Raw genomic sequence first — 18,052 nt, 5'->3', positions numbered from 1 at the left:
AATCAGAGCACGGCTGTGGCGAAGCTGACACAAAACCCCCACGCGCGGCCTCGGCTTAAGGTAGGGGCCATGACAGACCAGGCCCCAGCTGCGGATTCCGGCAGTCCGGATATCCCGGGCAAGCCGACTTCGGCGTCCCGCACCACCCTCAGCCACATCATGACCCACAACGACACGAACCTTCTGGGGACCGTGCACGGTGGGGTGATCATGAAGCTGGTCGACGACGCGGCGGGGGCCGTGGCCGGACGGCACTCCGGTGGGCCGGCGGTCACCGCGTCCATGGACGAGATGGCGTTCCTGGAGCCGGTCCGCGTCGGTGACCTGGTCCACGTCAAGGCGCAGGTCAACTGGACCGGCCGGACGTCCATGGAGGTCGGGGTCCGGGTCCTGGCCGAACGCTGGAACGAGTCCGCCCCGCCCACGCAGGTCGGCTCCGCCTACCTCGTCTTCGCCGCGGTCGACGCCGACGGCAAGCCCCGCCGGGTCCCGCCTGTCCTCCCGGAGACGGAGCGCGACAAGCGCCGCTACCAGGAGGCCCAGATCCGCCGCACCCACCGCCTGGCCCGCCGCCGCGCGATCATGGACCTGCGAGAAAAGCGAGCGGCGGAGGGCTTCGAGGACTGACCCGGACCCCCTGAACTCCCGAGCCCTGGGCCGGAACGGCAGACTCCGGGCCGAACGCCGAACCTCGAGGCTGAACGACGGGTCTCAGCCGCACGCCACCTCGTCCCCCCGCACCACCCCGAACTCGCCCTGTCCCGGATCCTCGGCCCGCACCTTGCGGACGCGGTCGAAGTCCTGGCCGGCGATCACCTTCAGGGTCGAGCCCAGGCCCGTGACCGCGCGCAGCTCGCTGCCCGGCAGGGCGGTCGCGAGGGACTTGGCCGAGCGGTCCCAGCGGGGGTCGTAGGCGACGACCGTGCGCTTCACGTCGCGGGTGGCGGCGTTCATGGGCGCGCGGGTCGTGCGGAAGCCCGTCGCCGCCAGTGCCGCGTCCACCCTGCGGCCGAGGCCGGGCGTGCGGGTGCCGTTCTCCACCTGGACGCGGATCTGCTGGGGGGCGACAGGGACGACCCGGGCGGCGCCGCGCGGCCGGTGCACCGACAGCGGCTGGTCCTTGCGCAGGGCGTGGAAGAGGCGCTCCGCCTTCACGGGGTCCCACTTCAGCGTGGAGCCGACGCCCTTCACGACGTACCCCATCTGCCCGACCGGGACGGTGGTGAACTCGGAGGAGGAGGGGGAGAAGTTCCGCATGGCCCGGCCCAGGTCCAGCATCTCGTCCGTGCCGAAGCCCTTGTCGGCCCGTACCGAGCCCAGCACCGCCCGCGTCACGTCCCGGAACTTCATCGGGTTGAGGAGGATCCCGGACGAGGTGAGCCGGTCCACGAGCGCCGCCATGAAGCGCTGCTGCCGCTTCATCCGGCCCAGGTCGGAGGCCCCGTCGACATGGCGTGCGCGCACGAACTGCAGCGCCTGCCCGCCCCGGAGCGTGTGCCGGCCGGCCGGGAGGTTCAGGCCGGTGTAGCTGTCCTGCAGTGGCTCGGCCGTGCAGATCTGCACGCCCCCCACCACGTCCACCGTCTTCATGAAGCTCGTGAAGTCGACCTCCAGGTAGTGGTCGATCTTCACCTTCGTCATGTTCTCGACGGTGCGCACGGTCAGCTGCGGGCCGCCCTCGGCATACGCGGCGTTCAGCTTGAGGGGGTGTCCGTCGTGCCGCTTGCCGGACGTACGGTCGACATGCGCCGGCGTCACCGCGTACGAGTCGCGCGGCAGGCTCACCACGCTGGCCCGGTCCCGGTTCTCCGAGATGTGCACGATCATGATCGTGTCGGTGCAGTGGCAGGGCGCGCCGCCCAGCCGGTACGTGCGGCGCTCCTCCTGGCCGATCTTCTCCCGCCCGTCGGTGCCGACGAGCAGCAGGTTCATGCCGTGGCCCGCCTGCGGGCGGTTCTTCATGTCCTTGAAGGGGTCGACCCTGGCGATGTCCGCGTCCAGGCTGGTCATCACCGCGTGCCCGATGCCGGCGGAGGCGAGGACCACCACGGACAGCGTGGTGACCGCCCGCAAGGCCCAGCGCGGCTTGCGCGCGGGCGGTGCGGGCCTGCGCGGAGCGCGGCGGGGGACGGGGGACTGCGGGCGGCGCTGGGGACCGGCGGTGGACCGGGAGGACCGCGGCGGCGTGGGCATGGGAACACCTCCGGACGACGGCCGTACGTGGGATCTGTGAAACCGTAGGCCGATACGATCTGCGGCCTGCGGTACCGCCCCGGCGGCGCGCACCGGTGTCCCCCGTTCGCGGTAACGTGACCCCCCTATGAACGCCAATCCCGACGTGCGGCTCCCCGCCGTTTCCGTGATCATGCCCGTCCTCAACGAGGAGCGGCATCTGCGGGGAGCAGTCCAAGCGATCCTCGCGCAGGAGTACGCCGGCGAGATGGAGGTCGTGATCGCCCTCGGTCCGTCCACGGACCGCACGGACGAGATCGCCGCCGAGCTCGTGGCCGAAGACGCGCGTGTCCACACCGTCCCCAACCCCACCGGCCGTACGCCCGCGGCGCTGAACGCGGCGATCAACGCCTCCCGGCATCCGATCGTCGTCCGCGTCGACGGGCACGGCATGCTCTCGCCGAACTACATCGCGACCGCCGTACGGCTCCTGGAGGAGACCGGCGCGCAGAACGTCGGCGGCATCATGCACGCCGAAGGCGAGAACGACTGGGAGCACGCGGTCGCCGCCGCGATGACCTCGAAGATAGGGGTCGGCAACGCCGCTTTCCACACCGGTGGCCGGGCGGGTCCCGCCGAGACGGTCTACCTGGGGGTGTTCCGGCGCGAGGCGCTGGAGCGGCAGGGCGGCTACAACGTGGAGTTCATCCGCGCCCAGGACTGGGAGCTGAACTTCCGCATCCGCGAGGCGGGCGGCCTCATCTGGTTCTCGCCCGAGCTGAAGGTGTCGTACCGGCCGCGGCCGAGCGTGAAGGCGCTCGCCAAGCAGTACAAGGACTACGGCCGCTGGCGGCACGTGGTCGCCCGCTTCCACGAGGGTTCGATCAACCTGCGCTACCTCGCCCCGCCGACCGCCGTGTGCGCGATCGGGGCCGGGATCCTGGTGGGCGCCCTGCTGACCCCGTGGGGTTTCGTGGTGCCCGGCGCTTACCTCGCGGCGATCCTGCTCGGCTCGGTCCCGGCGGGCAAGGGCCTGCCGCTGAAGGCGAGGCTGCAGATCCCCGTGGCGCTGGCCACCATGCACATGTCGTGGGGCTGGGGCTTCCTGACCAGCCCGCGGGCGCTGGCGAGGAAGGTCATCGCCTCCCGGCGCCCCGCGGTGCGCGCCGACGCCGCCGCGAGCTGACCCGACGCGGCGCCCCGCGGTGCGCGCCGACGCCACCGCGAGCTGACCCGACGCGGCGGGCCCGTCGTCCTCCCGGACGGCGGGCCCCGCTCTCTCGTGCCGCGGAGGTGTTCACCACTGGTAGGGCTTGTACACGTCCATGCACTCCGTCTTGTCCGCGGTCAGCGCGTCCGCGGAGTCGGGCAGGTCGCCCGCCTCGGGCGCCTTCTGCTTCGGGTAGGCCGAGCCCTCCCGCCAGTCGCTGCCGATGGTCAGCGTCGTGGTCACGTCGTCCGTGGCCCGCACCTGGCTGCTCGGGACGCCGACCGCCTTCGCCACCGACAGCGCGTTGGCCCGGCCCTGCTCGCCCGTGCTCTTGGGGTACGTCACCTGGGTCCGGGCCTGTGGGGCCTGACCGCTCGCGGCGACGGCCCGGGTGAACCCCTCCCGCCGCAGCGCCGCCACGATCGCGGTGGCCCGCCGGGGAACGGCGGCCCGCTCGTCATCGGCCGTGCCGTTGACGACGGAGACCGACAGCCCCGCGGCCGGCGCGGCGGCGGGCCCGGTGGCCTTCGCCGCAGCCGGGGACGAGCCCGCGTCCGCGGCCGTGCGCGCCTTGCCGCTCTTGTCGAAGGAGACGTCGTCGCGGAGCATCGCCCACAGCTTGTCGGCGTCCCCCGGCTTGGGCACCAGGTGATTGCGGTCCAAGGGGTCCTCGATCCACGGCATCGTCGTCATCGTGATGCGGTTCGTCGGGACCGACTTCAGCTGCATGCCGACGTCGTACAGCTCCTTGACCGTGCCGATCTCCTCGGACACCTTCAGCGCCTTGGTGCCCGCCTCCGCCAGGCCCGTCAGGCGGCCGGTGTCGGTGAAGACGTTCTGCTCCTTCAGCGTCCGGATCATCGCGTTCATGTACATGTGCTGCGCCTTGGCGCGCAGCGGGTCACTGCCCCAGGCATGCCGGGTGCGCAGCCACTGCAGCGCCTCCTTGCCCTGCACCTTGTGCGTGCCGGCCTTCAGCTTCAATCCGGAGCCGCCGCGCTGGCCGGCCAGCGGCCGGTCCCACACGTTCTGGTTGACGCAGACCGGGACACCGCCGATGGCGTCCGCCATGTCCACCACTCCGGCGAAGTCGACCATCATCCAGTGGTCGATGTACACACCGGTCAGGTTCTGCCAGGTGGCGAGGGTGCAGCCGGGGCCGCCGCGCTGGAGCGTCTCGTTGATGATGGTGTTCTTCGCCGGGTACTTCTCCCCGGTGTCGGGGTCGACGCACTTGGGGATGTCCACCCGGGTGTCCCGCGGGATGCTCACCACGGACGCGCTCTCGCGGTCCGCCGAGACGTGCAGGAGCATCTGCACGTCCGCCAGGGGCTTGCTGCCGACGTTGTCCCGGCCGCCGCCGAGTTTGACGTTCTCCGCAGAGTTCCGGCTGTCGGAGCCGATGAGCAGGATGTTGAGGGGGGTCTGGCCCGCCGCGTTGGGGCCGGTCTTCTTGACGTCGGACTCACCGCTGTTGCGTTTGCCCTTGTCGATGTTGCCGTTGAGATGGCGGTAGTAGAGGTATCCGGCGCCGGCCGTCCCGAGTATCAGGACCGACAGCACGATCGCGGACCAGCGCAATATCCGGCGTCCGCCGCCGCGCCGCCGGCCGCGCCGACGGCCGTGGCCGCCTCTGCCACCCTCGCCCCCGCCCGCGGCGGGCGCCGCCGTCCCCGGACGCTCGTCCTGGGTCAGGCCGCCCGAATCGTGCCGTGTGCCGCCTGCACGCACGTCACTCTGCGCCATACCCCTGCCTCCCACCCCAATGGCCGACCCACGGGTCCGCCCCGCGTCGAGTTCGGATCACGGGTGACCCGTGTCCGTCCGGACCACGGGTTCCCCCACTGCTCCGCCGGAGCACGGTCGTCCCCGCTTCTGGTTGGACCTCTGACATGCCCGGTCGGATGTACACCCGGCCGATTCGTCCGGGCTTGCTCCGTCCACCTGTGAGACGCAGGAAGGGACGGTCAGGTCACTTCGCGCACTCGACCTTGTCGGCCGTGGACTTCTGCACCTCGTCCGGCACCTTCGCCGGAGTGGTGAGGGGAACGCCCGCGCCCTCGAAGTCCTTGCCCAGGGTCAGCGTCATCGCGGGCAGCCCCTGTGAGTTGGTCACGCTCTCGCCCGGCTTGAGCGCGGCCCCGGACAGGCCCATGATCTCCGCGAGCCGGCGCGCCTGGTCCGCCTCGTCGGGCCCGTACTCCAGCGTGGTCTTGGCCAGCGGCTGTTCGGCGTTGCCCGCGTTCTCGGACTTGGTCACACCTTCCTGGACCTGCAGCCAGCTGAGGGTCTCCTGGGCGCTGCCGGCGACGGCACCGCCGTTGAGGATCCGCACCCGGACCTCGGAGGCCGGTGCCTTGGGGCCCTTCAACCGGGCGGCCTCGGCGGCCTTCTCCTTCTTCTTCTCCTGCTTCACCGCGGTCAGCGACACGTCGTCGCGGACCATCGCGAACAGCTGCTGGGCCTGAGGCTCCTTCAGGACCACCGTGGCCTTGACCTTCTCCGCGGGGTTGTCGTCGACGGGCACGGTCGCGAACGTGAGGTTCTTCGTGTCGAACTTGCCCAGCTCCGCCCCGAGATCGGCCAGTTTCTTGATCGTGCTGATCTGCGAGTCGACGGTCAGCGCCTTGGTGCCCGCCTCGGCCAGCTTGATCATCTTCGACGGGCTGGTCAGGGTGTCGTTGGACTTCAGCTTGCGCATCATCGAACCCAGGAACTGCTGTTGCAGTTCGATCCGGCTCAGGTCACCGCCGAAGCCCACGGAGTGCCGCGTGCGGACGAAGGCCAGCGCATCCTCGCCCTCGATCGTGTGCTCGCCCTTGGGCAGGTCGAGCTTGGAGTCCTTGTCCTTGATGTCCTTGGCCAGGCACACGTCGACCCCGCCCACCGCGCTGGTCAGCGTCTTGACCGCGTTGAAGTCGGCCACCATGAAGTGGTCCATCTTCAGCCCGGTCAGCTCGGTGATCGTGCGCATGGTGCAGCTCGGCGTCCGGTCCTCCTGCCCGAGGCTCTCGTTGAAGCGCGCGCGCTGCTTGCCCGGGATGACTTTCTCCGTGCCGTCCTCCTGGGTCGTCGGACAGTCCGGGATGTCGGTGATCAGGTCGCGCGGGATGCTCAGCACCGTCGCGTTCGTACGGTCCTTGGAGACGTGCAGCACGAGCGTGGTGTCCGCGTGCCCGGCGCTGTTCTTGTCGCCGTAGCCCTCGTTGCCCTTGCCGGTGCGCTTGTCGGTACCGATCAGCAGGATGTTGATCGCGCGGTCCTTGCTGAACCCGCCGGTGCCGGCGCCGTCGTCGGAGACGGACGTGATGTTGTTGTTGAGGTGCTCGTAGTAGAGGTACGCGGCCGCGCTCGTCCCGACGAGTACGAAGGCCAGGGAGCCGCCGGTCCACATCAGGACCTTCTTGCCCTTCCCCTTCTTCTGCGCCGGCCGGCGTCCGCGCCGCCCCGCGGCGGCGTCGGCCGGGGCGCTGGTGCGTCTGCGGGGGGAGGGAGTCTCATCACCGGATGCCGCCGCCCCGGAACGCCGGGCGGGTTCGGTCCGGCGGGCACGTGCCGCGCCGCCCGCCCCGGTCGGGCCACGGCCACCGGAGGAACGGGGGCCGGGAACGGACGACTGCGCTGCGGAAGGGGCCAGTCGCAGTTCGTATTCGCCGGTGTTCGGGTTGAGTACCCACTGGTCTGCGGGATCGACGTCGTCCGCCCGCCCACGGCCTTGCGCGTCCACGGTTGCCTGTTCCTCCGTCGGGCCACGCGGCGCCCTCCCCCGGAAGGCGCACGGTGCTGGTCAAGCAGTGCACTCCCCCAGGACGGAGCTCATGGATGAGAGCACTGGATCGCACACACTATCCGCACACTTCGGCGTCAAGCGACGTGGGTGAGAAATTGCACGTTCTCACAACTGGGCAATACCGCCCATTTGTTTGAAGGAAGTCTGGCGAACGCGAAGGACATTCACGTCACTTGGCGCACTCCACCTTGTCGGCGGTGGACTTCTGCACCCCCTCGGGTGCCTTGGCGGGTGCGGTGAGGGAGACCCCCGCCCCTTCGAAGTCCTTGCCCAGGGTCAGCGTCATCGCGGGCAGCCCCTGGTCGTTGGTCACGCTCTCGCCCGGCTTCATCGCGGACCCGGACAGCCCCATGAGGTCCGCGAGGCGGCGGGCCTGGTCGGCCTGGTCGGGCGCGTACTCCAGGGTCGTCTTCGCCAGCGGGGCGGGCGCGTTGCCGGCGTTCTCCGACTTGGTCACGCCCTCCTCGTTCTGCAGCCAGCTGAGGGTCTCCTGGGCGCTGCCGGCGATGGCACCGCCGTTGAGGATCCGCACCCGCACCTCGGAGGCCGGGGCCTTGGTGCCCTTCAGCCGGGCGGCGACCGCGGCGGCCTCCTTCTTCTTCCGCTCCTTGACGGCGGTGAAGGAGACGTCGTTCCTGATCATGTCGAAGACCTGCGGGGCCGTCGACTCGTTCAGGACGACGGTGGCCTTGACCTTCTCCGTCGGGTTGTCGATCACCGGGGTCGTGGTGAACGTCAGGTTCTCGGTGTTGAGCTTGCCCAGCTCCAGACCGAGGTCCTTCAGCTTGCCGATGCTGTCCAGCTGCGAGTCGACGGTCAGCGCCTTGGTGCCCGCCTCGGCCAGGTCGAGCATCTTCGACGGGCTGGTGAGGGTGTCGTTGGACTTCAGCTTGCGCATCAGCGCGCTCAGGAACTGCTGCTGCAGACCGATCCGGCTCAGGTCACCGCCGAAACCGACGGCGTGCCGGGTGCGCACGAAGGCCAGCGCCTGCTCGCCCTCGATGGTGTGCATGCCCTTGGACAGCTTCAGATGCGAGTCCGGGTCGTCGAGGTCCTTGCCCACGCAGACCTCGACCCCGCCGACCGCGCTGGTCAGCGTCTTGACCGCGTTGAAGTCCGCGACCATGAAGTTGTCCGGTTTGACCCCGGTCAGCTCGGTGACGGTCCGCATCGTGCAGCTGGGCGTACGGCCGTCCTGGCCGAGGCTCGTGTTGAAGCGGACCTGCCGTGTGCCGGGGATGATCTTCTGCGTGCCGTCCTCCTGCGTCGTCGGGCAGTCCGGCACGTCGACGATCAGATCACGCGGGATGCTCAGCGCGGTCGCGTTCGAACGGTCCTTGGAGACGTGCAGCAGGATCGTGGTGTCGGCGTGCCCGACACTGCCCGCGTCGCCGTAGCTGCCGTTGCCCTTGCCGGTGCGCTTGTCGGTGCCGATCAGCAGGATGTTGATCGCCTTGTCCTTGCTGAAGCCACCGGTGCTCGCGCCGTCGTCGGAGACGGAGGCGATGTTGTCGTTCAGGTGCTCGACGTAGAAGTACGCGGCACCCGCGCCGGCGACCAGTACGAACGCCATCGTGCCGCCGGTCCACAGCAGGACCTTCTTGCCCTTCGAGGCCTTCTTCGCCGGGCGTCGTCCGCGCCGTCCCGGCAGCGGCTCCTCCGGCGCCCCGCGGCGTCTGCGCGGCGGCGGCACCGCGCGGCCGGGGGTCTCGGGCCGCGACCGGCCGGAGGCCTCGTTACGTCCGCGTGCCTCCGTGCGGCCGCGCGCGGGCGGAGCCGTCTCGGAGGAGCGGGGCCTGCGAGGTGCGGGGACGCCCGACTGCGACGCCGAAGACCCCAGTCGCAGTTCGTACTCGCCGGTGTTCGGGTTGAGCACCCACTGATCTGCGGGGTCGATGTCGTCCGCCCGCCCACGGCCTTGCGCGTCCACGGTTGCCTGATTCCTCCGTCGGGGGACGCGGCGCCTTCCCCCTCCAAGGCGCCCGGGTCTCGGTCACACAGTGCGCGACCTCGGGACCGTTCCTCGGGGCCGGGCGCACCGGATCGCTCACACTAACCGGCCCTTTCGGCGCCGGGCGACGGCGGTGACCCACGCCACGTCCGCACACTCGGGCAATTCGCCTATTACCGGGTGGAGAGTTCCTTGCCTTGGAGTGGTCTTGGTGTCCGCTTTACCCGCAGGTGTCCTCGGCTGCCGTGTTCCCCCGATACGTCGGTGGAGGAGAAACGGTGACGGCGGGCGCGAGGCGAGCGCCCGGATGCGCGTCCCCGTGCGACCCGTCGCGCGCGCCTGAGAGGCTCTGCGGGGCGGATTCCGGCGGGCCGTTCCCCTTCACGACCAGGGGTGTGTCCGTACGCAGTCGCTCGAAGAGCCGGTCCGCCGCGGGCTCCACGAGTTGGTCGCGATTGGCGTCGTACGCATACGACTCCCGGGGGACGGTCAGGAATTGCACTTGTTCCATGGGGATGTCGCGCAGGCCGCGCACAAGATCGTACAAACCACGCAAGCTGGCCAGTCCCGGGTCGGTGGTGAGGGACGACGTGGCGGCATCCAGGACGGGATACAGCTTCACCGGATTCAGCAGGACGTCATTGCTGCGTACCTTGTTGACGAGTGCCCCGAGGAACCGCTGCTGCCGCTCCATCCGCTCGGTGTCGCTGCCGTCGCCCAGGGTCTTGCGGGCACGGACGTAGCCGAGGGCCTGCTCGCCGTTGAGCGTCACGTGCCCGGCGGGCAGCCGCAGCCTGGCGGCCCGGTCGTCGATCGGCTCCCGCAGGCACACCTCGACGCCGTCGACCGCGTCGACCATCTCCTTGAAGCCGTGGAAGTCCACGACGACGTGGTGGTCGATGCGGATGTCGGTCAGCTTCTCCACGGTCCGGATGGTGCAGGCCGAACCGCCCAGCTGGAAGGCTTGGTTGAACATGGCGAACCGGGGCGCGCTGCGGGACCCGTCCGGGCGTCGGCAACCCGGCAGATCCACCATCAGGTCCCGGGGGAGGGAGACGGCGGTGGCACTGCCCCGGCCCGCGGACAGGTGCAGCAGGATCGTGGTGTCGGACCGCTCGGTGCCGGAGTCCCGTCCGTAGCGGGCGTTGCCGGTCCCCTCACGCGAGTCCGACCCGATCAGCAGGATGTTCCGGGCGTCCTTCACCAGGGAGGTGGGCCGCTCCCTGTCGTACCGCGCGAGTTCGGCGGCGGCCGCCTCGTCGGGCGTGATGTTCCCGCTGAGCTTCGCGTACACGGCCCAGCCGGCCCCGCCGGCCGCCACGAGGAGAGCCGTGACCCCGAACGCCGTGATGCGCACCCACCGCCGTCGGCGCCGCCGCACCAGCCCCCGCCCACTGGCGGACGCCCCCGCGCCCGGACCGACCCTGTAGCCCACGGCAGCAACCACCCCTCCTGACCTGGGAACGCCCCGCGCGCACTGCTCCTACGACCATGGCGCGGATGGCGGCCGGGGGGCGGGTCGGGATGGGCCGAACGGGGGGCCGGGCTACCGGCCTGCAGTGCCGCGGGTGTGGTGACGGTGTCCGCCGGGTGAGACCGGTGCCGGCGGCCGGCCGCGGCAGGGGTGGTGGTCGTGAGGGCGTCTGTCGTGCGTCGCCCGGTGTCAGCGGCCCGCCGTGCCGCGGGCGATCACCGTGACCCGTTCGCTCTCCACCCGCTTGTCCAGCACCCCGCCCCCGGCCTGCTCCAGGTGCCGGCACAGCACCACGGAACCTCCGGTGGCCAGCGGCCCGAACAGCCCGGCGTTCAACCCGTCCCACGTGTCGTACGGCAGCCCCGACAGGATCCGCGACCCGGGCCCGGTCAGCCCCAGCGCCGTGGCCTCGGCCCGGGCCCGCTCGACGACCTCGGCCCCGCTGAACTCCCGCCCGGCCACGATCAGCGCGGGCCCCTCCGGGTCCACGGGTGCGTACGGCACGAACCGGTCACCCTGCCCCGGCACCTCCACCGCGTAGTCGGTGAAGCCCTCGGGGGCCTGCGGGAACCGCCCTCCGAGAGGCCGCAGCGCCATCGCGATCCGTGAACCGGAGCATGCCCGGGCCTCCTCCAGCCGGTCCGGCCCACTCACCACGACGTCGGCCGCGCGTACCTCCCCGGACACGTCCGCGACGACTCCCACCGACGCACACGCCAGCAGCCACACCGCCGTCTGCCAGTGCGCCGGCAGCAGCAGCGCCACCCGGTCCCCGGGCTCGACGGACAGTTCGTCCTGGAGGAGGTTCGCGGTCTTGGCCACCCAATTGGCGAAGGTGGCCACGGACAGTTCGACCCGTTCCCCCGTGGCGTCGTCGTAGAAGGTCACCAGGGGGCGTCCCGGATCCGCGGCGAGCGCGGAACCCAGCAGGTCGGCAGGGGTGCGATCGGTGGCGTTCACCCGCGCAAGCGTACGCAACGCACCGGCCCCCACCCAACGGCCCGCCCAGCGCCGCGCCCCGAATGCGCCACCGGTTCGGCCGAACCCCGACCGATGGTCCGTCAACTCCCAAATAGACAGACTTATACGACTATGTCCAAGATCAGGGGCATGCGTGGATTCCTTGCTTCCTCGATCGGTGTCACCTGCGCGGCCGCTCTGGCCCTCCCCCTCACTCCTCCCGCCCTCGCGGCGTCGGCGAGACCGGCGTCGGCCACGGAAGCCGCGAGAGGTGCGCCCCTTGCGGGTTCCCCGGCCACGAACCCGGCCGAGCGGCGCGCGGCCGAACCGTACGTCGCCGGCAGCACCCAGTCCCTCCCCCTCGAACCCTTGACCCGCACCCGCGCCACCCCCTCCGCCCCCGCCACCGAGCAGGGCCTGTCCCGCCGCGCCGTACGCCACTTCTCCCTCGTCGGCGTCATCTGGGACGACCCCGACGCCGAACTGCACGGCCGCGTCCGGGTCCGCACCCGCGCCGCCGGCACCGGCACCTGGTCGGGCTGGCAGGACCTGGAGACCCACAACGCCGACCACTCCGCCGACCGGGACACCCCCGAGAGGGCCTCGGGCCGCGTCCGCGGCGCCACGGCACCGCTGTGGGTGGGCGACTCCGACGGCGTGGAACTCCGGGTCAGCTCCGAGTCCGGCGGCAGGGCAGCCGCCTTCCGCGCGCGCCCCCCGGACTCCCGCAACCTGCCCGCCGCGCCCCCGCTGCCCTCGGGCCTCCGCCTCGAACTCGTCGACCCGGGCGAGGCCGACACCACTTCCCTCGGCGTCGGGGGCCCCCGCGCCGCCGACGCCCGGAACGCCGAGTCCTCCGCCCTCGTCGAGGCCTCCGCCGCCAACGCCGACCTCGCCCCTCTCGGCGCCCGCGAGATCGCGGCACTGAGCCGCGCCAGGACCGAGCAGGAATACCGCGCCTTCGACGCCGTCGAGCTGACGGAGCAGCAGCGGCAGGCGAAGCCGTACATCGGTCCGCGCCCGGGAATCGTCACGCGGCGCGGCTGGGGTGCGAACGAGGGGTTGCGGGAGAGCGGCCTCCGGTACACGAAGAAGGTCAAGGCGGCCTTCGTGCACCACACGGCCAGCGGCAACAAGTACCGCTGCTCGCAGGTCCCGTCACTCATTCGCGGTATCTACCGCTACCACGTCAAGAGCATGGGATGGCGGGACATCGGCTACAACTTCCTCATCGACAAGTGCGGAAAGATCTACGAGGGCCGCGCGGGGGGCGTGGCGAAACCCGTCCTCGGCGCGCACACGCTGGGTTTCAACAGCAACAGCATGGGGATCGCCGTCCTCGGGTCCTACGGCGCCAAGAAGCCGTCGAAATCCGCGGTCAAGGCCATCGCCCGGCTGACCGCGTGGAAGCTGGGGCTGTACCGGGTGAACCCGAAGGGAAAGACATACCTGAAGTCGGCCGGCAGCAATCTCCACCGAAAAGGTAAGAAGGTACGACTGAACGTGATCTCGGGGCACCGGGACGGCTTCAAGACCGAGTGCCCGGGACGCAAGCTCTACGGAAAGCTCGGCTCGGCCCGCTCCAAGGCGGCCCGCTACCAGGGCCGCTGAGCACACGTTCACCGCCGTCGGGGGGCAGCGGGCGGCACGCCGCACGGCCAACGAAGGCGCCACGGAACGATCTGCATACACTGACCGGCCGAAAGACAGTTCGGCCGGTCCCGGCAGGAAGCAGAGACGACACGTGACTGAAGCGATCCTCCTGGTCGGCGGCAAGGGCACCCGGCTGCGCCCGCTCACGGTGCACACGCCCAAGCCCATGGTCCCGGCGGCCGGGGTGCCCTTCCTCACGCATCAGCTGGCGAGAGCGAGAGCGGCCGGTGTCGAGCACATCGTCCTGGCCACTTCCTATCTGGCCGAGGTCTTCGAGCCGTACTTCGGTGACGGCTCCGCGCTGGGACTCCACCTCGAGTACGTCACCGAGGAGGAGCCGCTCGGCACGGGCGGCGCCATCCGCAACGTCGCCTCCCGGCTGCACTCCGGCCCCGACGACCCGGTCCTGATCTTCAACGGCGACATCCTGACGGGCCTGGACATCCGGGCCCTGGTCGACACCCACGAGACGACGGGCGCGGACGTCTCCCTGCACCTCACCAAGGTCACCGACCCGCGCGCCTACGGCCTGGTCCCCACCGACGACACGGGCAGGGTCCTGGCGTTCCTGGAGAAGCCGCAGACCCCCGAGGAGATCGTCACCGACCAGATCAACGCGGGGGCGTACGTCTTCCGCCGCTCGGTCATCGACTCGATTCCGCTGGGCAGGCCGGTGTCGGTGGAACGGGAGACCTTCCCCGGTCTCCTCTCGGCCGGCGCGCACCTGCAGGGCATGGTCGACTCGACGTACTGGCTGGACCTGGGCACCCCGGCGGCCTTCGTCCGGGGCTCGGCGGACCTGGTACTCGGCCGGGCCCCGTCGCCCGCCGTCCCCGGCCGCTGCGGCGACCGCCTGGTGCTGCCCACGGCCCAGGTCGCGTCCGACGCCAAGCTGGCGGGCGGCACGGTGGTGGGCGAGGGCGCCTTCGTCGCCGAGGGCGCGCGGATCTTCGGCAGCACGATCCTGCCGGGCGCGGTCATCGAGCCGGGCGCGGTCATCACCGACTCCCTGATCGGCACCCGCGCCCGCGTCGGCCAACGCTCGGTCCTCACCGGCACGGTCATAGGAGACGGCGCGGTGATCGGCCCCGACAACGAACTCCTGGAGGGCGCCCGCATATGGTGCGACGCCCGCATCCCGGCAGGAGCGGTCCGCTTCTCATCGGACCAGTAGGCACGCGCACGGGGGGCTTGGCTGCGGGCCGCCACCCCCAGCCGCGGACGCGTCCCGACGCCTCAGCTGCCGACGCGTCCCGCCGCCCCCGCTGCGGACGCGTTCCGGCGCCCCCGCTGCGGGCATGCGTGCCGCCTGGGGCGGCACGGGTGGGCGCAGCGGCACCCCGCCACGCCGGGCTGCGGACCCACCCGCCCTCAGCACAGATGCCGAGCACCTGGACCCCGACAGTTCGCGCGCAACACCCCGGCCTCGCACGCGAAGCCAACAGTTCACAACCGCCCGATGTCCCACCGAGGCATCTTCGGCGCCCGCCGCCCCGGCACCCTCCCGCTCAGCAGAATCAACCGAGCCGCCCGATGCCGCTGCCCCGCATACGGCTCCAGCAGCTCCAGCATCGCCGCATCGTCCGCATCCCGGTCCCCGGCCAGCGCCCACCCCACGATCCCGGGCAGATGCAGATCCCCCACCGTCACCTCGTCCGCCGCCCCATGACTGCGCTGCACCGTCTCAGCGGAGGTCCACGGCCCGACCCCCGGCACCAGCTCCAGCCGCGCCCGGGCAGCCCCGGGCTCCATGCCCACCGCCTGCTCCAGCCGCGCGGCGACCCGCACCGCACGCAGGATCGTCGACGCCCGCTTGTTGTCGACCCCGGCCCGGTGCCACTCCCACGACGGAATCAGCGCCCACGTCCGAGGCTCCGGCATCACGTACATCCGCGCGGGCGCGGGCCCCGGCGCCGGCTCCCCGAACTTCCGCACCAGCAGCCGCCACGCCCGGTACGCCTCGTCGGTCGTGACCTTCTGCTCCAGGATCGACGGGATCAGCGACTCCAGCACGAGCCCGCTCCGCGTCAGCCGCAAGCCCGGCCGCCGGTGCCGGGCCGACGCCAGCAGCCGGTGCCGCGGCACGAACGCCGACGGATCGTCCGCGGCCCCGAGCAGCTCCGGCAGCCCCTCCAGCAGCCACTGGGCCCCGGGCCCCCAGGCCTCTCCGCGCACCCCACCGCCGTACGCGCACACCCTCAGCGTCCCGGGCCCGGCCGGAGTGAGGCCGGTCCGCCACACGGAACCGTCCGGCGTCGCCCGGAACGTCGGGTCGCCGGGCCCGCGCCGCAACGGCCCGAGCACCAGACCGAGATCCAGCGGCCCGTCCGGCACCCACTCCCGCACCCGGCCCGGCCCCGCCGCCTGCCGGGGCACGCCCGGGGGCACGGCGACATGCCCACCGCGCACGGTCGTGGGGGTGCCTCCCACGCTTTTCGGGCTGTGGGGGAGCGTGGGCCGCTGAGCGAACCGTCCTGCCATGAATGTCGTCCCTGGGATCCTGAAGGAGCAGCCCTACGAGCGTAGGCGCCGCCCGGCGCCTGTCACCGCACCTCGATGAACGCCCCGGCGTCCCGCTCGGGACGGGGCCGCGGTTCCTCCGCCGGATGCCCGACCGCCACCGCTCCCATCGGGTCCCAGTCCGCGGGCAGGTCCAGCACCTCGCGCACCACGTCCCGGCAGAACATCGTCGACGACACCCAGGCCGAACCCAGCCGCTCCGCGGCCAGCGCGACCAGGAAGTTCTGCACGCCGGCACCGGTGGCGACCACGAACATCTCCCGCTCGGCACCGTCCCGCCGCGGGTCGCCGTAGGTGTGCGAACCGTCCATGACCAGGCAGGGGACGACGAGGTAGGGCGCGTTGCGCAGCACGTCCCCGCGCCGGACCCGCTTGGCGATGGACTCCTCGCTCTTGCCGTCCCGCCGCAGGTCGGCGATCCACGCGTCCCGCATGGCGTCGAGCAGTCGCGTCCGCGACTCCGGCGACTCCAGCAGCACGAACCGCCAGGGCGTCGTGTGGTGCGGGGCCGGAGCCGTCACGGCGGCGGCCACGGCCCGCCGTACGGCACCCGCGTCCACGGGCTCGTCCGTGAACGAGCGGACCGTGCGCCGCTGGGTCACGGCCTGCCGGACCGCCTCCGAGGTGCCGAGGCGGAACATGTCGTCGCGTGCGCCGCGGACCATGGCCCGTGCTCCCTCGCCGTCGTCGCCCGGCGCGACCAGGTGCGCGAGCCCGCGCACCACCGCGACGGGCAGCCCCGCGGCCTTGCCCTTGACGAGGTCGCCGGCGGCGGCGAGTTCGTCGGCCGTGGCGACGATTGTGGCGCTGAGCGGATTCCCGTACGCGTCGGTGCCGCCGCGCAGATCGTCGAGCACGCGCACTCCGGCGGCGCCGATCGCGACGTCCGTGAGCCCGGAGCGCCAGGGCCTGCCGAACGTGTCGGTGACGACGACCCCGACGTCGACGCCTAGGGCGTCGCGCAGTCCGTCACGGATGGCGCGGGCGGAGGCGTCCGGGTCCTCGGGCAGCAACAGCACCGTCCCGGAGGGGGTGTTGGACGCGTCGACCCCGGCCGCTGCCATGACCAGGCCCTGCCGGTTCTCGACGATCCGCAGGGCGCCGCGCCGGGCCACCACCCGGACCGTCTCCGCGTCGATCGCGGCCTCCCGGTCGGCGGCCTGGACGATCCGGCCCTCCGCCTTGGACACGATCTTCGAGGTGACGAGCAGGACGTCCCCGTCTGCCAGGCCGGGCTCCGCTGCGGCGATCAGCTTCGCCAGGTCGTCCCCGGCCGTGACCTCCGGTATGCCGCCCACGGCCCACACCTGATATCCGGCGGCAGCCGGCTCCGTGCCGGTGACCTCGCCGCTCATACCCCCCGCACCTCCTCGGCCAGCGCCAGCGCCTCCTGGGCCATCCGCGCGGTCGCGTCCGTGTCGCTCATCATCAGCGGTACGGCCCGGCAGCGGATCCCGGCCGCCTCGACCCGCTCCACCGCGCCCGCGTCCACCGAGTCGACGAGCCAGCCGTCCAGCAGGCCCGAGCCGTAGTGCTCGGCCACCGCCGTCGCGGTCGACTCGACGCCCACGGCGGCGAGCACCTTGTCGGCCATGCCCCGCACGGGCGCGTCGCCGACGATGGGGGAGAGGCCGACGACCGGCACCCCGGCGTCGGCGATCGCCTCCCGGATGCCGGGCACGGCGAGGATCGTGCCGATCGACACGACCGGGTTGGACGGCGGGAAGAGGATCACGTCCGCCTCGGCGATGGCCTCCAGCACGCCCGGCGCGGGCTTCGCCTGGTCGGCGCCCACCGGCACGACGGCCCGGGCGGGCACCGAGGCGCGCAGCCGCACCCAGTACTCCTGGAAGTGGATCGCCTTGGTCTCGCCGTCGATCTCGACGGCCACATGGGTCTCGACGCGGTCGTCGGACATGGGGATCAGCCGCACGCCCGGCTTCCAGCGGTCGCACAGCGCCTGCGTCACCGCACTCAGCGGGTATCCGGCGCCGATCATCTGCGTCCGCACGATGTGCGTGGCGAAGTCCCGGTCGCCCAGGCCGAACCACTCGGGCCCGACGCCGTACGCCGCGAGCTCCTCCTTGAGGTGGAAGGTCTCGTCGGTACGCCCCCAGCCCTGCTCCTCGTTGATGCCGCCGCCGAGCGTGTACATCACCGTGTCGAGGTCCGGGCAGACCTTCAGCCCGAAGAGATGGATGTCGTCCCCGGTGTTGCCGATGACCGTGATGTCCGCGTCCGGGACGGCCCGCTTCAGACCACGCAGGAACCGGGCACCGCCGATGCCGCCTGCCAGAACCACAATGCGCATGGGCGACAGTC

General features: G+C 71.7%; 13 protein-coding genes. 4 read left to right on the top strand and 9 right to left on the bottom strand.

What is annotated here, in order from left to right; all coding sequences use genetic code 11:
• The first annotated feature begins 69 nt into the window (after positions 1 to 69).
• Complete coding sequence (locus ACFY5B_RS29135) at positions 70 to 627, top strand: acyl-CoA thioesterase (RefSeq protein WP_053675667.1); 558 nt, start codon at positions 70 to 72, stop codon at positions 625 to 627.
• A gap of 84 nt (positions 628 to 711) precedes the next feature.
• Here ACFY5B_RS29135 and ACFY5B_RS29130 read toward each other — a convergent pair whose 3' ends face one another.
• Positions 712 to 2,193: an LCP family protein gene (locus ACFY5B_RS29130; RefSeq protein WP_389974778.1), complete on the bottom strand. Its 1,482-nt coding sequence runs from the start codon at positions 2,191 to 2,193 to the stop codon at positions 712 to 714.
• 127 nt (positions 2,194 to 2,320) lie between these two features.
• On the opposite strand from ACFY5B_RS29130, the gene ACFY5B_RS29125 reads away from it, so the two are divergent.
• Positions 2,321 to 3,358, top strand: coding sequence for a glycosyltransferase family 2 protein (locus tag ACFY5B_RS29125; RefSeq protein WP_389974775.1), 1,038 nt, complete (start codon positions 2,321 to 2,323; stop codon positions 3,356 to 3,358).
• A gap of 111 nt (positions 3,359 to 3,469) precedes the next feature.
• Here the strand turns inward: ACFY5B_RS29125 and ACFY5B_RS29120 are convergent, their stop codons facing one another.
• The 5 genes from ACFY5B_RS29120 to ACFY5B_RS29100 form a co-directional block, all read right to left on the bottom strand.
• Positions 3,470 to 5,128 carry an LCP family protein gene (locus ACFY5B_RS29120; RefSeq protein ID WP_389974772.1) on the bottom strand — a complete coding sequence of 553 codons (1,659 nt, stop codon included), beginning with the start codon at positions 5,126 to 5,128 and terminating at the stop codon, positions 3,470 to 3,472.
• Between the two features lie 226 nt (positions 5,129 to 5,354).
• Positions 5,355 to 7,109, bottom strand: a complete 1,755-nt coding sequence (locus ACFY5B_RS29115; RefSeq protein ID WP_389974769.1) for an LCP family protein — start codon at positions 7,107 to 7,109, stop codon at positions 5,355 to 5,357.
• 232 nt (positions 7,110 to 7,341) lie between these two features.
• A complete protein-coding gene (locus ACFY5B_RS29110) occupies positions 7,342 to 9,102 on the bottom strand; it encodes an LCP family protein (RefSeq protein WP_389974766.1) in 1,761 nt (586 codons plus the stop codon).
• Between the two features lie 241 nt (positions 9,103 to 9,343).
• Entirely contained in the window at positions 9,344 to 10,558 is a 1,215-nt protein-coding gene (locus tag ACFY5B_RS29105; protein WP_389974763.1) for an LCP family protein, read from the bottom strand.
• Positions 10,559 to 10,786: 228 nt separating this feature from the next.
• Positions 10,787 to 11,557: a TIGR03089 family protein gene (locus ACFY5B_RS29100; RefSeq protein WP_389974760.1), complete on the bottom strand. Its 771-nt coding sequence runs from the start codon at positions 11,555 to 11,557 to the stop codon at positions 10,787 to 10,789.
• A 150-nt stretch (positions 11,558 to 11,707) separates the two neighbouring features.
• On the opposite strand from ACFY5B_RS29100, the gene ACFY5B_RS29095 reads away from it, so the two are divergent.
• Together ACFY5B_RS29095 and ACFY5B_RS29090 are read left to right on the top strand one after the other, a co-directional pair.
• Positions 11,708 to 13,168, top strand: a complete 1,461-nt coding sequence (locus tag ACFY5B_RS29095) for an N-acetylmuramoyl-L-alanine amidase (RefSeq protein ID WP_389974757.1) — start codon at positions 11,708 to 11,710, stop codon at positions 13,166 to 13,168.
• Between the two features lie 133 nt (positions 13,169 to 13,301).
• On the top strand, positions 13,302 to 14,384 hold the full coding sequence (locus ACFY5B_RS29090; protein WP_361117890.1) for an NDP-sugar synthase: 1,083 nt from the start codon (positions 13,302 to 13,304) through the stop codon (positions 14,382 to 14,384).
• A 272-nt stretch (positions 14,385 to 14,656) separates the two neighbouring features.
• On the opposite strand, the gene ACFY5B_RS29085 is transcribed toward ACFY5B_RS29090, so the two are convergent.
• The 3 genes from ACFY5B_RS29085 to cofD form a co-directional block, all read right to left on the bottom strand.
• A complete protein-coding gene (locus ACFY5B_RS29085; RefSeq protein ID WP_389974754.1) occupies positions 14,657 to 15,691 on the bottom strand; it encodes a DNA-3-methyladenine glycosylase family protein in 1,035 nt (344 codons plus the stop codon).
• A 62-nt stretch (positions 15,692 to 15,753) separates the two neighbouring features.
• Positions 15,754 to 17,085, bottom strand: a complete 1,332-nt coding sequence (locus ACFY5B_RS29080) for a coenzyme F420-0:L-glutamate ligase (RefSeq protein ID WP_389974751.1) — start codon at positions 17,083 to 17,085, stop codon at positions 15,754 to 15,756.
• On the bottom strand, positions 17,082 to 18,041 hold the full coding sequence (gene cofD / locus ACFY5B_RS29075) for a 2-phospho-L-lactate transferase (RefSeq protein WP_389974749.1): 960 nt from the start codon (positions 18,039 to 18,041) through the stop codon (positions 17,082 to 17,084). Before cofD ends, ACFY5B_RS29080 begins: the two co-directional genes overlap by 4 nt.
• Positions 18,042 to 18,052 lie beyond the last annotated feature (11 nt).

The organism is Streptomyces sp. NPDC013187 (assembly GCF_042899705.1).
Lineage (GTDB): Bacteria > Actinomycetota > Actinomycetes > Streptomycetales > Streptomycetaceae > Streptomyces > Streptomyces hawaiiensis_A.
The sequence above is the reverse complement of the archived record's forward strand: the minus strand, read 5'-3'. Positions and strand labels throughout refer to the sequence as shown.

What these genes read in the sequence shown, in the direction of transcription:
- ACFY5B_RS29120 (WP_389974772.1), bottom strand. Translation starts at nt 5,128, where the DNA reads ATGGCGCAGAGTGACGTGCGTGCAGGCGGCACACGGCACGATTCGGGC.
- ACFY5B_RS29125 (WP_389974775.1), top strand. Translation starts at nt 2,321, where the DNA reads ATGAACGCCAATCCCGACGTGCGGCTCCCCGCCGTTTCCGTGATCATG.
- ACFY5B_RS29080 (WP_389974751.1), bottom strand. Translation starts at nt 17,085, where the DNA reads ATGAGCGGCGAGGTCACCGGCACGGAGCCGGCTGCCGCCGGATATCAG.
- cofD (WP_389974749.1), bottom strand. Translation starts at nt 18,041, where the DNA reads ATGCGCATTGTGGTTCTGGCAGGCGGCATCGGCGGTGCCCGGTTCCTG.
- ACFY5B_RS29135 (WP_053675667.1), top strand. Translation starts at nt 70, where the DNA reads ATGACAGACCAGGCCCCAGCTGCGGATTCCGGCAGTCCGGATATCCCG.
- ACFY5B_RS29095 (WP_389974757.1), top strand. Translation starts at nt 11,708, where the DNA reads ATGCGTGGATTCCTTGCTTCCTCGATCGGTGTCACCTGCGCGGCCGCT.
- ACFY5B_RS29130 (WP_389974778.1), bottom strand. Translation starts at nt 2,193, where the DNA reads ATGCCCACGCCGCCGCGGTCCTCCCGGTCCACCGCCGGTCCCCAGCGC.
- ACFY5B_RS29085 (WP_389974754.1), bottom strand. Translation starts at nt 15,691, where the DNA reads ATGGCAGGACGGTTCGCTCAGCGGCCCACGCTCCCCCACAGCCCGAAA.